This window comes from Pseudoalteromonas sp. SWYJZ19, assembly GCF_015864375.1.
GTDB lineage: Bacteria > Pseudomonadota > Gammaproteobacteria > Enterobacterales > Alteromonadaceae > Pseudoalteromonas > Pseudoalteromonas arctica.
Genome location: NZ_JADYXI010000040.1, coordinates 1 through 14,069, shown reverse-complemented (window position 1 = coordinate 14,069; position 14,069 = coordinate 1). Strand labels below are relative to the sequence as shown.

Here is a 14,069-nt window from a genome sequence, read left to right as displayed (position 1 = left end):
CCAGCAGGTTCTCGGCGAACACCACCGTGATGTGCACGACGGCGAACACAATGTTCTTGCCATCGGCGCGGGGGCCGATGTCCTTCCCCCGGTAGCTCAACTTCGCTACGCGGCCGTTGGCCCCGCGCGCACCGGCAATCGGTCGTCGGGCCAGGTCGCTGGAGAACACCGCCTTCTTGATGTCCTTGATCGCGTCGTGCGCGGCATCGTTCGGGTTGTCCACGTTGCAGTGCACGTAGGCGCCGAGTACGAAGTCTTGCTCCAGGGTGATGTCCAGTCGGCCGCCGTCGTTCTCCTGCGGGCGGTCCTCACCCTCGATAAGCACGGCGTAGGGCACACGGTCCTCATCGTGCTTCAGGCGGCCCCGGTACACCGTGGTGCCGAGGTCGGTCTTGTAGCCGTTGGCCTTGGTGACGCCCTGCAGTACCGTGGTCAGATACTCGGCGATGTCGGAGGACTTCTTGAAGATGGCGGGGGTGGCGGTCATGGTTCGATGGCTTTCTGCAGCGCCAGGTCAACCTGTGCGGCGAGGGTGTCTTCCAGGTCGTCGGTCACATCGTTCACGATGCGCTCGACCTGGTAGGCGAACAGTTGATACACGGACGGGCCGTAGCGGTGGCGCAACTTGCCGTCGCGCGAACGCGCGAAAACGCCGAAGCCGTTGCCACCGGACTCGGTGCCTCGGTTCAGCGGGAGTAGGAAACCGCGCGGTACAAACCCGTCACTCGTTTGCCCACGGGTCACCTCAACGGTGACACCGACCTGCTTCTGGCCCGACGGGATGCCAAGGGCCTTGTTGCCCTTTCCGGGCCGCCCTTTGTTGTTCGCTACGATCACCGGCTTGGCGTCGTAGCGCCCGAGCACGGTGGTTGCGTTGCGCGCACCGCTGGCCGTGATCGACGCCACCGGCTTGCCGGGTGTGGCGCGCTGGAGCGTCATTCGACGCCGCAGATAATCGTCGGACAGGTTGATACCGGCGATCATCCGGTCGCGCGCCAGATCGTATGTGCGGTCCACCACCTCGTTCAAAGCGGTGACGGACGCGCGGCCAATCTCTTCGCCGCTGGCCTGCGCGAGTCGTTCTCCCAGTTTCACTACCTGGGAGGCGTCGATCTTGAGCGTGTAGTCGCGGGCTTTGGTCATGGCACCGTCGTCTCAATGACGATGTAGCGGCGGGAGTAGCCGTTGTCCTCGATCATGGTTTCGAGGCGGAACGAGCGGCCCGCGTGGGGCCCGGTTCCCGTGAATTTCAGAGAGTCCCCGCCTTTGGGGTTGTGCCGTTTAGCGAGGGTGATCACGTCGCTGNTTCAGAGAGTCCCCGCCTTTGGGGTTGTGCCGTTTAGCGAGGGTGATCACGTCGCTGTTGGTCACCAGGTCGCCCCGGCTCTGTGCGCGCTCGGCGTCCATACCGACGAGCTGCACGTCGTGCTCGATGTTCACTTTGCAGGGGACCGCACCACGTAAAAGAGCGTCCTCGCCCAGCAGGGAAAGGACGCTCTCCGTCATGCGCCCGAAGACGCTTGCCATTTAGCTCGCGGCCACAGACAGCTTGATGACTGCCTCGGGCAACGAGTTGAAGTGGATCGGGTTGGACTGCGCCTCGCCGATGATGCCCTTGTTGAAAGGCATCGCTTCCTGCTTGGCGTAGAACGGCAGGCCCTGCGTGTTCACCGTCTCCATGTAGTCCGCAGGTGCGAACTTGGACTGGAACATGCCGGGGACACCTTCGGGGTAGGCGTAGGCGATACCGTCAGCGATGAAGTCGCCGGCCGAGGTGCCGCCGTCGTAGACCTCGAAGATCACGCCTGCGAACTCGAAGTCGCCACCGTTCACCTGGTCGGTGCGCAGGTAGGCGCCTTGGTTCCACAGTTCCCACGCCTTGATCATCTTGGTGTTCTGCACCAGGGGGGTGAAGAAGCCCAGCGAGCAGATCACGCGGATGCGACCGAAGGAGCGACCACCCATCTTGGCGCGGATCATCGACTTGAGGGTGATGATCGAAGCCTTGGGGTCGCCGTTGGCGGCCACAGCGATGTTCCAGAACTGGGTCTGCTGGGTCATGCCGAAGGCGTCGTACACGTCGAGCAGCGTGGAGCCGTCGGCGTCGGTCACCAGACCCTTGAGTGCGCCGACGCGCATGTTCTCGTGGGTCAGGTCCATGCTGGCACGCACGTTGGCGAGCTTGCGCTGCACCAGTGTGGCTGCCTGCTCGACTTCGGTCTCGCTGCCGTAGGCGCGGATGCCTTGCACTTCGTCTGCGAGCACCGACCATGAGGCGGGGATGTGCAGAGCGTGCAGAGGGATCAGCTTGCGAGGGCCGAGGGCGACAGGCTCACGCACACCGCCGCGGGGGGCGGTGGGCAGCAGCTTGATGCTCGACCCTTGGCGTTCGATCATGAACGAAGTGGTCGAGATGCCTTCCTCTTGGAACAGACCCTTGTCGCCCAGTTTGGTGGGCACGTCGGGAATGTCCGTGATGGTGCTGGACAGAGACGTAACGCTGAACGCATCGTCCTGGAAAATGTCGAGGGTTGCCATGTTTCTTGTGCTCCTGAGTCGAGAGATGAAAGGCTCAGAGAGCCGGGGTGGAAACGGTTGGCAGGCCAGCCGTGCCGCGCACGATCAGACCTTTCTTCGCCAGGTCGGTCTGGCCTGCCGCGTCGAGACCCGTGAGTTCGAAGCGGTTCAGCTCGGCGTCGCGCACGAAGCCCACTGCGTCGGAGTCGCCGGTCTTGGCGGGCAGCCAGTTGTAGAGCACCGCGTCAGCGGGGCCTGCGGCGCCGTTGGCGGTGTAGGCGATGTACTTGCCGGAGCCTGCAGCCACGGTGATGGTCGCGGTGTCGCCAGCCACTGCGGGGGTTGCGCCTGCTGTCAGCGTGACGCCGACGCCACCCTTGCTGAAGGCGGCACCCAGCGTGCCGGTGCCGACGGTCTTGCCTTCAGGGTCTTCCACCGTGAACTTGGTGGCTGCGGTGAACTCGATCACGTAGACGCCGGGGATGGCCGCAGCGCCGACAGTGATAGTGCCCGCCGTGGGGTTGCCAGTTGCGCCGGCGTCCATGGCGAAGGTGCCCTCGCCTGCGTCGCCCGAGCGGGTCAGCAGGGTGCCGGAGGCCAGCGCGGTGCCCGATTGGGTCACGACGATGTTTTCACGGCTGCGCTGGTTGGACGCTTCCGAAATGATCACCGCTTTGACGCGCGGCGTGGAGAGAAGAGAGGTTGCCATGGTCAGTTTCCTTTGCGAGAGTTTTGCTTGCGTGCCGCACGCTTTTCGTAGACGGCTTTCGCCGACAACACCCCGGACTGGCCGGCGGTTTGGGACCCACGCGCCGGAGGCGCGTTGTTGGTGTGCTCATCGGCCTCGGCCATTGCCTTGATCAGCGCGGCGCGCACGTCCTCTACGGACTGGTTGGCGCGGATGGCCTTGGCGGCATCGTCCGGGCGCTTGGCAACGGCGCAGAGCGCCACAATTTCCTTGGCCGCAGTGATGCGGGTCTTGGCTTCGTCCAGCGAGGTGCAGGCCACTGCGAACGTAGCGGCGTAGGCCTGCAGGCCAGCGGTGATTGCCAGGGCTTCGATCTGCTTGGCGACGGGGGTGTCTGGCACCGCGGGGTCGATCACAGGGTCGATCACAGAGTCGATCACAGGGTCAACAACGGGGTCAACCACTGGGTCGGCTTCCGCCTTGAAGATCGCAGCCACGTTGGCGGGCAGGTCGGCGCGGGCCAGGTCGAACTTGGCCGTGGCGCGGATGTCGTCCAGAAGCGCAGTGGCGAAGCCCAGGTCCAGGCATTCGTCAGCGGTCAGGTACGTGTCCTTCGCCATGATTTCGGCGGCCTTGGCTTCGTCAGCACCCATGCGGTCCATGTAGATGTTGCGCAGAGAGCCGTCCACCTTGTCCAGCCAGTTGGCCGCGTCGCGCATGTCTTCCGAGGTGCCGGCTGCGATGGTCGAAGCCTGGTGCACCATGGCGAACGTGTTCTTGGGCATCTCGCGCTTGTCGCCTGCGAGGGCGATGATCGAGGCGATGCTGGCTGCGATGCCGGTCACGCGGGTGGTGACGGTCTTGCCGTCCTTGGCCCAGGAGCGCAGCATGTTGTAGATGCCCAGGCCGGCCATCACGTCACCGCCAATCGAGTTGATCTCGACCACCAGTTCGTTGCCTTCGACAGCATCCAGTTGGGCACGGAAATCTTTGGCCTGGGTGCCCCAGAAGCCGATTTCCTCGTCTAGCGCCAAGACCGCGGGCTTTTTACCCGCCTTGGCTGTGAATTTGAAACAGGGGCGCATGCGCAGTCCTTTGCTGAATGCTGCGCATTGTGTTGATCCCTGCGTTATTCACCTCTGCGGCACAATTTCGGACGACGCTCTCAGGCCAGTTCGGCAGGACGTGTTTCGGTCTCGATGGGGGCGGCGCGGCGCCAGCGGTGCGAGCTGGTGAGCAGCCCGACAAACACCGTGACCACGAAAAACATACCTGCGGGCGTGGGCCATGTGCCGAAGATGAACGGCTGAAATCCGTATGCGCAGGCGCCGGACAGCAGCAGGGTGTATTTGAGACGGACGAGCTTGCGAATGCCTACGTGCATGACCGACAAGCGGCAGATGCAGACAACCATGATCGCCCCGCAGACGACCGTGTTCAGCAGGGCCCAGAGGTGGGAATTCATCTCAGTCGTCCTTTTTCGGTGGTTGCTCGGTGCCGGTGCGCTTCTCCAGCAGGCGACCCAGCCAGGTCACGAACCACTCGCCGACCTTGGGCCAGCTATTGCCGACACCGCCAACCAGGAGGCCGACGGGGACCAGGAGCCAGTTGGCCTCTTGCCAGCCGAGCATATGCTGAACACCGGATGCAATCGGTACTGTAACCAACAAAGCGGTGCAATTGAGTTTCAAAAAGTACCAGAGGCCCTGCGCGCGGGTCATCGGCGGGCAGCGCCCAAGGCCCCAGCCAGCCCCCGTGGTAGCTGCAAGGATGATGACGGCGTAGGGGCCAATCACCGCACTGAGTTGAGCCCCAAAGATGGAGGCCAGCAGCACGGTGAAGGCCGCAGTGGGGTCTAGATGTCGCATGGGTGGCGATTGTCGTCGGAAAATGTGCTGGTGGACTGCGGGCTGGTTTCGGATCAGATGTGATCGCCGCTCGGGTCGAACTGGTCGAGGTGCTGTTCCGCCCAAACGGCGACAGCCTTGCGCCAGCCGGTGCTTGTCTCGTTGTGGCGCTTCAGTCGGGCGGTGACAGTTCCCTCGCGCGGCAGTTCACCCAGAAGTACCGTGAGCACCAAGGTGTTTGCCAGAAAGTCCAATAGCAGCCCGACGAACAGCACTGGGTATCCGAACATTTTGTTCCAAAAGGTCAGCGTGCCGGCGTCCTTGGCGCGCTTGAGCGACATGACCGCGAGGAAAAACACCCACAGTGCGTAGAGCAGGAGGAAGGCGTAGACGGGGAAAAATAGGAGGTGGCTCATGGCAGTTGGCTCCTGAGTGCTGCGCTCTGTTCGTCCAGGGTTTTCAGACCCGCGTAGCCCTTGTTCTTGGCACGCAGATACTCAATGGTCAGCCCCATGGCAACCGCGCGTTCTTCAGCCAGCGCGATGATCGTTTCGCGGGTGATGCGCGGCATTAGGTGCTGGTCTTCCAGCGCTTGGATGCGCGCGACGATTTCAGCCTGACGCTCTGCAAGCGTTGGTGGTTCAGGCGGCACATATTCGGCCTCGACCTGGGCGAGTAGTGCCTCGTACTGCGGGGCGTCAGCGCCAAGGTCTGCGCGTAGCATGTCCATTTGGCCGTTGCTGTAGGCGTGGCACTTGATGACCGCGCCGCTTGCATCAACCCATGTTGCTTCGAGGGTCGCGGGGTCGTTTTCGTAGCGGATTGGTTGTTTGATAATCATGATGTAGAACCTGTCCTTAATTGGAAATTGATTACAAGCTCCTCTGAAAGTGTGCCGGTGGATATATTTGTCACTCTTACACTAAAAACCCCGTTTCCAGACCAATTAAGTTCAATCCTATAATTAGATGGATCAGGGGCACCGGAGTTGTATCCCCCGCAAACATCAATTAAACTTGTGGATAAGGCGTATGAATTACTCACGCTAAAGACCACAGCCGCGCCTGCCGATAATGCAGAACTGTTCATAGTTATCTGCCCGTTAGGTTTGTTAAGTGTCACGCCGGTGGTTTTGCTGGTTGCTTGAGTAACTGTACCTCCTGCTCCCGTGCCGTAACCCAGCGCGCCACGCAGCGCGAGCACATCACCATTCGTCCCCAAATGAAGCGTAGTCCCGCCTGGAGTTTCAATATTTATCGGGAGCGATGCGCCCGTTCCTATGGCTGTAGAGCGCAGCCGCGCGGTACTGCCGCTTATGGAAAAATCAAATTTAGCTGCGTTTGTCGGGTCGGGTCCGTTGTAAAGTGAATACTCTGAATAACCACCGGCCCCACTTGGCATCGCCCCCAATACCGTAGCGCCGTTAGTCGTACTCGTCTGAAACATCGCTCGGCTCGCAACGGTCGCGTTACTGAAATCCGCAGTAATACGCCTACCAGTTCCCGAGAAATTTACATTGCCTGCAATATCACCACCGGTATTATCTAACTTTTTGGTGTCCAGCTCGTTGACCTGCGCTTGCAGCTTGCCCAGAGCAACCAGCACCGTGTCTGCAGCAGTGATCACCGCGTTCGTCGCAGTGCTCAACCCTGTGAGCGCGATCCCACGCACCCACGCCGCGAGATTCGCAAACGTCAGCTTTTTGAGGACGTTGGACGCAGCGCTGTCAACAATGCCCAGTTCATCGGCATCGACCGGGGTTGCTTTGCTGGTGGCGGCGTGAATCAGCGCAGCCACATCACCAGCACCACCCGTGGCCCCGGTTGCTCCCGTGGGGCCTGTGCCGCCAGTGGCACCAGTTGCACCCGTTGGCCCTGTAGCGCCGTCAGCGCCATCATTCCCCGTCGCCCCAGTTGGCCCGGTGGCGCCGGTACTGCCAGTTGGGCCGGTCGCTCCATCATTGCCTGTTGCGCCTGTTGCGCCTGTTGCGCCTGTTGCGCCTGTTGCGCCTGTTGCGCCTGTTGCGCCTGTTGCGCCTGTTGCGCCTGTTGCGCCTGTTGCGCCTGTTGCGCCTGTTGCGCCTGTCGGACCTGCTGGCCCAGTGGGGCCGATGTGCTGCGCCCATTCAACCGGGGCGAGCCCGGTCAGTACCCACTCGGTCTTGTCGCTCTCCTGGTAGAGATACTTGCGCACGTCCGTTTCGGTCGGCGCCAGCGCCAGGCGCTCGGCCTCGTCCGCGACGACCCAATTGTGGGGTGCGTGAATTTCCCCAGCGGGTATGAGTTCGTGTTCCATCAGCTTGTTACCACCACATATTGACCGTTGACCGTGACGGCTTCGCCGTTGACTGTGACCGCGTTGGTCGGCACTTCACCTGCCTGTAGAACCACGCGCACGCGCATCAGAACCCCGCCCCGAACGATGACCATCTCGTCGTCGGGCACGATGGTGTCGGCAAGGGGGAAGTCGCCGGGGTTGACGGAGCCACCACCTGTGGATGCGTTGACGTACACGCCACCGCCGGTTCCAGCCTTGCCGGGCTTGCCTTGCAGGTCAACCCACTTGCCCCACCGACCTTCAGTTTGTTGGAACCGGAGTTTGGTGCCTTGCCATTCGTGCTTGGGCATAGGGCCCATCGGCCCGCGCTCGCCGTCTTTACCGGGAGCCCCATCTCGGCCAGGCTTTCCTGGGGGACCGTCCCTGCCGCGAGGGCCAGGGTCGCCACGCAGGCCAATACCGTCCTTGCCGTCCAGCCCATTCTTGCCGGGTACACCGTCTTTGCCGGGAGGGCCGGGCTGCCGGGCGAGATTGCTGACCTGAGCGCGCAGGTCACGGACTGCCTTGGCGAGCAGGGTGAGGATGCCGCGATCATTGCTGTCCACCTTCGGCCCCCTCGCCGAGCAGGTCGAGAATTCGGTTCTGTAGCGCCAGGGTCTGCTCGGCCGTTGGGTCTACCGGAGGTGGCACTGGCGCAGGTGGCGGCGCCTTGGCGGCAGCCGCGCGTGCGCGCAGCGCGTCGGTCTCAGCCTCGGTGCGCTTGAGCAGCGCCAGGTGCATCTCCCGCTGCTGGGCCTGCGTGGGGTTGGGCGGCGCGCTGTATTCGTCGTCGTCAATGCCGTCCTCTTCCGGGTCATCCTCGCCCGGTGCAGCAGGGACACCCATTGGGTCCACCCACAGACCCATCTCCTTCTCGCGGTCCATGTCGACCTTGCGCTCTTCGTCCACCGTGTCGGCGTCGTCACCGCGCTCGCCGATGACACTGGAGCGGCTGCGGAAACCGTTCGTGACTTCCGCTGCCTTGCCCTGCACGTCCTGCACGGGGTGGATGTAGGCCCAGCCGTGGGGTGCGTGCTCTACGCGAATCACGTCGTCGTACTCGGCCAGTGTGATCTCCCCGGCCAGCAGCGCTGCGTCAGCGAACCACTCGATCACGCGCTGGCAGAACATCGGGATCACGATCTGCCACTGGCGCTGCTCGGCAAAGCGGCGGAAGTCGTTGATCACGACGCGCAGCGTGCGGTCGCTGACCTCGCGGATGTCGCCCGCCATCAGCTCGTACGGCAGGCCAGCGCCCGCCGCCGTGCCCAGATGGGTCGTGCGCATGTAGTCGCTGTAGTTGGTGCCGGCCTCGGGAGGGTTGGACCACTCCATCTTCTGGCCGTCCTCCAGCTCTTGCACTAGGCCGGGCCGCAGCGGGACCAGCGGCTCGGGGCTCACACCGTCGGTCTCGTACGGCGTGCCTGTTAGCGCGCCGTTGTTCGGGTCGTTCGGGTCCAGTGGGGGCAGCGTGCGCGAGATCGTGGCGACGAACAGGTTCGCCAGCTTCTGGCGCTCCAGCGTCGCGTCCTCGTAGTCCACGGCGTTGCGCTGCTTGACCAGCACCGAGGCCATGGTGGGCACGCCGCGCAGGGCACCGGGACGGTCGGGCTCGAACATGTGGATCATGTCTGATGCCGCCACGCGCACCAGCGCGTCGGGGTCCATCACGCCCATGAACCCCTTGTCGCCCGGGTGCTGTTTGTAAACCCAGTACGCCACGCGCTTGCCGCGCTTGTTCAACTCGATGCCGGAGCGGATGACGTGGCCGACAGGCAGGCCCTTCCACTGGTCCGCGTCCATGAGCGGCACCATGTCGGCCTCCAGCAGTTGCACCTGCATGGGCACCGCGAGGCCGTCTTCGTCAAGGAACCGGGCACGACGGCGGGCGAACACCTCACCGGCGGCCAGCCACGACTTCACGGCCAGGGTCTGCTGGCCGTAGCCGTCGAGCACGCAGTCGGCGTCTGCCTTCTTCACGAAGTCGTTCCACAGGTCCGTCAGTTCCTGCTTGCGTGTCTTGCTGGTGATGCGCTTGAAGCGCGGCGTGATGGCGATGCCGACGAGGTTGGTGGCCCACTTCTGGGTGACGCTCTTGGCGCTCCAGTCGTTGCGCACCGCGTCGTGCGAGCGGTTGCGGATCGTCTGCAGGCCAGCCATGGCCGTGTTGGGGCCGCTGGAGGGTGGTGTCCAGCCAGCGAGGCGGCGGCCCTGCCCTGCGGCGTCGTAGCGGTTGGTGAACGTGCGTGCGGCCTGGGCGACCGGAGTCTGCTCAGGCTGGGGGTTCTTGGGTGGTCGGCCGATCAACTTGCCGTTTGCGCTGTACCGAGCCATCAGTCGTACCCTCGACCTGCGTAGAACGCATAGGACTGGCGGGGGCGCTGCGGGCTTTGTGCGGCCAGTTCCTTCTTCATGTCGTCCCGGGCCTGGATCAGCGACTCCGGCGTTCCGTAAATGACCGTCTGCCCGCCGAGGGTGACGGATCGAACGCCAGCCGCAATGGCCGCGTTTAGATTGTCGATGTCTGCCTGGGTGACGGCCATGGTTGATCCGATATGCGAAATGATCGGCATCATCGGCGAGGTGGCGCGAAAACGGCCTGCGGCACGATTTCGGAAAAAAGAAAGACTTTCTTTTTACGGAAAGTCTTTTAAAAGGAGACGCTGATGGCGGCGTCTGCTGCTGAGACAAGTCGATGGTGGCCGTGTTTGGTTGGTCAGACCCGCGCTGAACCCCGGCCACTGGGCGCCACACTGCGAGAACCACCTCGCGGGCATTTAGCACCATCGAGTCTGCAGTCTGGTGCGCTCCCCCAGGATCGCCCAGAGGCCAAACTGCAGGCTTGCTAGTTCCCGTCTCTCCGGGATGTCACGTAATTACCTCACGGGGCCTACCGCACCAGTACGTTCGGTGCTGCTACTGCCGTGACAGGATCGCGTACTCGCATGCTTCCGGCGATCATCCCTTTGCCGCCGTCGAAACGGCGCGCTGCGCGGGAGAGATGTTGAAGAATGACCCAGCTCACATGAAGCAGTGTTTACGCACCACGATCACAAGGTTTTCGCATGAAAGTCAGTTTGGCGAGGCGCTAACCCTCGGCCGCTGGGCCACCTTCAAGTGTGACGCCTGAACATCAACTCCGGGGTACTACCGGAGGTTGTCCCTTGCGGGTGGCCCTTTCCGGCCAGGTGTCACACTTGAAGGCCCTGCTCGCGCAGGCTCCAAGTTCGGGTCGCAGGGAGTGTTGGATGGCGCGGACATCACCCCGTTGTTAAGGGAGCTTTTACTACAGCACCACGTGGTGCGAGAGTGCCTTTGTTCTCACTTTTTCACTGTGCGACCTTCAAGTGAGAGGCCGATTTACGGTGCTACGCTGCCTTGCGTGAGAATGGCAGTGGCACCTTCTTATCAGTCTCTCGCTTGAAGGCCCTGCTCGCGCAGGCTCCAAGAATCCGTAGGTGGATCAGCCCCTTCCCCTTTCGCGTTTGAGAGCGCGCCGGCTTAGGGTCCGACCGGAGGACCGTTACTGGGTGTAACCCAGCCTCTTCGTCACCGAAATCTTCCAGTTGGTTTGAGAGCCTTTCGACTTTTAAACTCCGGCCACTGGTTGCGCTGGCCTGGTTCGTATTATCGCGTTTGCGAAATAAAGGTCAAGGGTTTTTAAGCGCAGGCCCGTGCCATTTTGGCATTTTTGCGATTTGCTGAGCGCGCAGCTTGAGTGCTCGCAACCCAGTTCATCAAGCCGCGTCCGTAGGCGCCTGCCTGACGCTGCTGGGACGTGCGTGTGCCGTCGCCAATGGTGAAACGACGACCTGGGCCGCGTTTGGTGTGGCTGGCCGAGCGCATCTTGCCGTAACCTGGCAGGCCCACGTTGGCTACGCCGAGGTGCTGCAGCAGTTGGCAGGCCGTGTTTGGGCCACTGGCCTTGACGCGGTACGCCTCCATGCTCTGGGTCACCTTTTCAGATGCTGCACCAAGAGCAGCAAAAGCGGCTGCCTTGAGGGACAAAGAACGGGGCTCGGACGGTTGCATATTTGCCTTTCAAAAAGATCGTCGGACTGACGTTGTTGCGATGTGTGTAATTTAGCAAACGCGCAAGAAGTCGTCAAGCGATTTCAATACTGCGCCACCGCACTTCGCCGTGGCCTGCGCACAGGCCGGAGTACGCGCACTTCTTCTGCAGGTGGTAAGGCGATAACGCTGTTTTCCTGCGCTGCTCGGCGATCTTCGCGCGCCACGATCTCGCTGTTGCGGTCGAGCGGCGCCAGCCATGGCTGCACGACGTTCCAGTCCTTGATCTTGTCGAGCTGCATGCGCAGCATACCCGCCATCATCATCCGGCAAAGGTCAAAGCTCTCGTTGCGCTTGCGGACCTTCTGCCAGGTGCCGTTCTTGCCGCGCACCTCGGCCTCCAGCTCGTCAAAAAACGCCTGTGGCAGCCAGCCGTCGGGGTTCTGTGTGGGGTGTTTCGGCTGAGGGAAGTGGTAGAAACCCGGCCCCGGCATGGTCCGACGCAGGCCCGCCGCCACCATGTCCGACAGCAGGTTCGGGTTGCAGATCAGCAGAGGGATGTCGCCCTTGGTCCCTTTGCGGCCACTCACTAGGGTCTCCCGGATGATCGGTGCCTTGGGCTCGGACGCACCCTTGTAGAGCGTGACGCGGTGCGCATGTCCGGCCTTGCGCACGCGCCGATACCAGGCGTAGGCGTTATGGGTCACGCCGTCCTCGCCCCCGGTGTCCACCGTGAGCATGCGGATTTTGATCTCTCGGTTGGGGTCCGGTGTCTTCCACGTGGCGTCGAGCAGCTTGTCCGTCAGCACATCCCAATCTTCAGGAAAGCTGGCGGGGTCGATAGGGGCAAACTCGCTTCCCATTCCGGGCCTTTTCGAGTGTTTTATCTCGAAACGATCCACCAACCACTGCTCCATGTGCACGCCGACGGCGTGGAGTTGCACCACGAAGCGCGCGTTCACCCCGCCCTGCACGTCCACGGAGGCCGAGAGCATGCGTGTCTGCTCGGGTACCTGGTAGCGGATCAGGTCGTTTTCAGCGCGGTCCTGCGGTCGGGCACGTCCTGATTGGGACTCCTTCAGGTGCCGCGAGATGTACGGCATGCCCTGGTCCACGTTGATCGCGTTCTTCAGGGCCTCTTCCGATCCGCTGAGGGCATAGTGGCGCAGGCCCTGCAGGTGGCGCACTAGGATAGAGCGCCACGGTTGGAACGCCGCCGCCACGCCGCCCAGCCAGAACCCGGCGATGGAAGATGTCATGCCCTCGCCCACCAGTTCGTCGTCAACGGTCAGTGTCATGCCGTCCCGCAGCCACCGGCCGTTGGCGTTCAGAGCCTTCTTCTGGTCGGCGCCGTGCAGCGACCCACAGTGGGGACACACGATCTTGGCGTAGTGCTCGGCGAGCTTGTCCAGGTTGGCGCTGCGCACCGTCTCCAGCAACTCGTCGTCCGGGGGTAGGTTGAACAGACCAACACCGGGCGCGGCTTCAAACCACTCGCGGCAGTCGTGGCACTTCCAGTACCACCGGCGCCGGTCGCTGGTGTTGTAGATGCCAACCACTCCGCGCACCGGCGGGGCCTCGTGCGGGGTAGACGGTTTCCAGTTCGGGTCTTCGATGTCGCGCCCGGGGCTGGACTCAACCAGGCACATGCCGCGCGACAGGAAGGTCTGCGTGCGCTTGAGCCCCAGCGGGAACGGCGCGCCCTCGCCGCCCACGTCGTCCGGCATACGGTCGTAGTCGGTGAAGGCCACGTAGCGATAGGTGGAGCCGGACAGGTTGCTGACGGTGGGCCAGCCGATCTTGAGCCACATGCCGTGGCGAAAGCTCTTGTCGAACGTGTTGTCGGCGTTGGCGTTGCGCGAGACGAGCGCAGCCAAGTCCGGGCTGTGGCGCAGTGCGCGGTCCACGGTGGTCTTGGAGAACTCGCGCGCCTTCTCTTGGGACATGTGGATGATAGCCATGTCGCCAGGGTCGTTGACCACGGCGTGCGCCATCCAGCCGGTGATCAACCCCTCGGTTTTCCCGCACCGTGCTGGACCGACGAAGGCGACGGCCTCGTGCCGGCGGCTCGCCAGCGTGTCGATTGGCTCGCACATGTAGGGTGTTTCGGTGGCCGACCATGGGGCGGTGGTGCCGCCGGTCTGCTTGACGATCAGCGAGGCGGCCGCGCCTTGGCTGACGGAAACCCGCTTGGGTGGTCGGAACGCTGCGTGAGGGGAGAAAACGTCCTGTACCGCTTTGGTGAAATCGTCTGCCACTCAGCCTCCGAACAATTCGAACTCTTCAGCCAAGGTGTTCAGTGCGTCGTCAATCGTCTTGCTCACCGTTTCGCAGGTCTCCGGTGCCACGCCCTCGCGCCGCTCCAGCAGGTCGGGGATTGAGCGCAGGGTCTGGGCGATGGATGCGAACGCGGTGGCGCAGGCTTCGCGCACAGCCTCGCGCTTCACGTACTCGCCCTCCTTGATGCGGTAGTCCAGCTCGACAGTCTTGGCCGTCCATGCCTCCTTGCGCGCCCGGGAGACGGCGTACTCAACCTCGCCCGCGTCCTCCAGTTCCTTGCGCACCTGGTCCTCGAACACCTTGGGCTTGCGGCCAGCGTTCTCGCGTTTGCCGCCCAGCCGGGGCACGTCGATCTCGATGCCTTCGACGTATTCGCTCATGCCAAAGGTGCCGCAAAGGCGTCACAGAAT

The 14,069-nt window shown here is 63.0% G+C and carries 16 protein-coding genes; all 16 read right to left on the bottom strand.

Features of this window, described 5'->3' with window-relative positions; all coding sequences use genetic code 11:
• The coding region (locus tag I6F45_RS20845) for a hypothetical protein (protein ID WP_197161970.1) at positions 1-487 on the bottom strand (487 nt) is incomplete at its 3' end.
• Positions 484-1,143 (bottom strand): phage tail protein, encoded by a 660-nt coding sequence (locus I6F45_RS20840; protein WP_114488105.1) that lies wholly within the window; start codon positions 1,141-1,143, stop codon positions 484-486. The genes I6F45_RS20840 and I6F45_RS20845, both read right to left, overlap by 4 nt.
• Before the next feature lie 384 nt (positions 1,144-1,527).
• Positions 1,528-2,538, bottom strand: a complete 1,011-nt coding sequence (locus tag I6F45_RS20830; RefSeq protein WP_114488103.1) for a major capsid protein — start codon at positions 2,536-2,538, stop codon at positions 1,528-1,530.
• 34 nt (positions 2,539-2,572) lie between these two features.
• Positions 2,573-3,226: a head decoration protein gene (locus I6F45_RS20825; RefSeq protein ID WP_114488102.1), complete on the bottom strand. Its 654-nt coding sequence runs from the start codon at positions 3,224-3,226 to the stop codon at positions 2,573-2,575.
• 2 nt (positions 3,227-3,228) lie between these two features.
• Complete coding sequence (locus tag I6F45_RS20820; RefSeq protein ID WP_114488101.1) at positions 3,229-4,290, bottom strand: head maturation protease, ClpP-related; 1,062 nt, start codon at positions 4,288-4,290, stop codon at positions 3,229-3,231.
• Between the two features lie 80 nt (positions 4,291-4,370).
• Positions 4,371-4,670 carry a hypothetical protein gene (locus I6F45_RS20815; RefSeq protein WP_114488100.1) on the bottom strand — a complete coding sequence of 100 codons (300 nt, stop codon included), beginning with the start codon at positions 4,668-4,670 and terminating at the stop codon, positions 4,371-4,373.
• A 1-nt stretch (position 4,671) separates the two neighbouring features.
• Complete coding sequence (locus I6F45_RS20810) at positions 4,672-5,073, bottom strand: hypothetical protein (RefSeq protein ID WP_114488099.1); 402 nt, start codon at positions 5,071-5,073, stop codon at positions 4,672-4,674.
• Positions 5,074-5,126: 53 nt separating this feature from the next.
• Positions 5,127-5,468, bottom strand: coding sequence for a hypothetical protein (locus I6F45_RS20805; protein ID WP_114488098.1), 342 nt, complete (start codon positions 5,466-5,468; stop codon positions 5,127-5,129).
• Positions 5,465-5,893 (bottom strand): hypothetical protein, encoded by a 429-nt coding sequence (locus tag I6F45_RS20800; RefSeq protein ID WP_114488097.1) that lies wholly within the window; start codon positions 5,891-5,893, stop codon positions 5,465-5,467. Before I6F45_RS20800 ends, I6F45_RS20805 begins: the two co-directional genes overlap by 4 nt.
• On the bottom strand, positions 5,890-7,347 hold the full coding sequence (locus I6F45_RS21555) for a hypothetical protein (protein WP_181870800.1): 1,458 nt from the start codon (positions 7,345-7,347) through the stop codon (positions 5,890-5,892). The genes I6F45_RS20800 and I6F45_RS21555 overlap by 4 nt, the downstream gene beginning before the upstream one ends.
• Positions 7,347-7,934 carry a collagen-like protein gene (locus I6F45_RS20790; protein ID WP_114488096.1) on the bottom strand — a complete coding sequence of 196 codons (588 nt, stop codon included), beginning with the start codon at positions 7,932-7,934 and terminating at the stop codon, positions 7,347-7,349. Before I6F45_RS20790 ends, I6F45_RS21555 begins: the two co-directional genes overlap by 1 nt.
• Positions 7,921-9,702 (bottom strand): phage portal protein, encoded by a 1,782-nt coding sequence (locus I6F45_RS20785; protein WP_181870799.1) that lies wholly within the window; start codon positions 9,700-9,702, stop codon positions 7,921-7,923. Before I6F45_RS20785 ends, I6F45_RS20790 begins: the two co-directional genes overlap by 14 nt.
• On the bottom strand, positions 9,702-9,911 hold the full coding sequence (locus tag I6F45_RS20780) for a phage head-tail joining protein (RefSeq protein WP_181870798.1): 210 nt from the start codon (positions 9,909-9,911) through the stop codon (positions 9,702-9,704). Before I6F45_RS20780 ends, I6F45_RS20785 begins: the two co-directional genes overlap by 1 nt.
• A gap of 1,117 nt (positions 9,912-11,028) precedes the next feature.
• Positions 11,029-11,400: a hypothetical protein gene (locus I6F45_RS20775; RefSeq protein WP_197161963.1), complete on the bottom strand. Its 372-nt coding sequence runs from the start codon at positions 11,398-11,400 to the stop codon at positions 11,029-11,031.
• A gap of 83 nt (positions 11,401-11,483) precedes the next feature.
• Positions 11,484-13,637, bottom strand: coding sequence for a phage terminase large subunit family protein (locus tag I6F45_RS20770; protein ID WP_114488093.1), 2,154 nt, complete (start codon positions 13,635-13,637; stop codon positions 11,484-11,486).
• On the bottom strand, positions 13,638-14,039 hold the full coding sequence (locus I6F45_RS20765) for a DUF1441 family protein (protein ID WP_197161960.1): 402 nt from the start codon (positions 14,037-14,039) through the stop codon (positions 13,638-13,640). It lies immediately after the preceding gene.
• Positions 14,040-14,069 lie beyond the last annotated feature (30 nt).

Coding starts and splice junctions, on each gene's coding strand:
- I6F45_RS20840 (WP_114488105.1), bottom strand. CDS start 1,143: ATGACCAAAGCCCGCGACTACACGCTCAAGATCGACGCCTCCCAGGTA.
- I6F45_RS20830 (WP_114488103.1), bottom strand. CDS start 2,538: ATGGCAACCCTCGACATTTTCCAGGACGATGCGTTCAGCGTTACGTCT.
- I6F45_RS20825 (WP_114488102.1), bottom strand. CDS start 3,226: ATGGCAACCTCTCTTCTCTCCACGCCGCGCGTCAAAGCGGTGATCATT.
- I6F45_RS20820 (WP_114488101.1), bottom strand. CDS start 4,290: ATGCGCCCCTGTTTCAAATTCACAGCCAAGGCGGGTAAAAAGCCCGCG.
- I6F45_RS20815 (WP_114488100.1), bottom strand. CDS start 4,670: ATGAATTCCCACCTCTGGGCCCTGCTGAACACGGTCGTCTGCGGGGCG.
- I6F45_RS20810 (WP_114488099.1), bottom strand. CDS start 5,073: ATGCGACATCTAGACCCCACTGCGGCCTTCACCGTGCTGCTGGCCTCC.
- I6F45_RS20805 (WP_114488098.1), bottom strand. CDS start 5,468: ATGAGCCACCTCCTATTTTTCCCCGTCTACGCCTTCCTCCTGCTCTAC.
- I6F45_RS20800 (WP_114488097.1), bottom strand. CDS start 5,893: ATGATTATCAAACAACCAATCCGCTACGAAAACGACCCCGCGACCCTC.
- I6F45_RS21555 (WP_181870800.1), bottom strand. CDS start 7,347: ATGGAACACGAACTCATACCCGCTGGGGAAATTCACGCACCCCACAAT.
- I6F45_RS20785 (WP_181870799.1), bottom strand. CDS start 9,702: ATGGCTCGGTACAGCGCAAACGGCAAGTTGATCGGCCGACCACCCAAG.
- I6F45_RS20780 (WP_181870798.1), bottom strand. CDS start 9,911: ATGGCCGTCACCCAGGCAGACATCGACAATCTAAACGCGGCCATTGCG.
- I6F45_RS20775 (WP_197161963.1), bottom strand. CDS start 11,400: ATGCAACCGTCCGAGCCCCGTTCTTTGTCCCTCAAGGCAGCCGCTTTT.
- I6F45_RS20765 (WP_197161960.1), bottom strand. CDS start 14,039: ATGAGCGAATACGTCGAAGGCATCGAGATCGACGTGCCCCGGCTGGGC.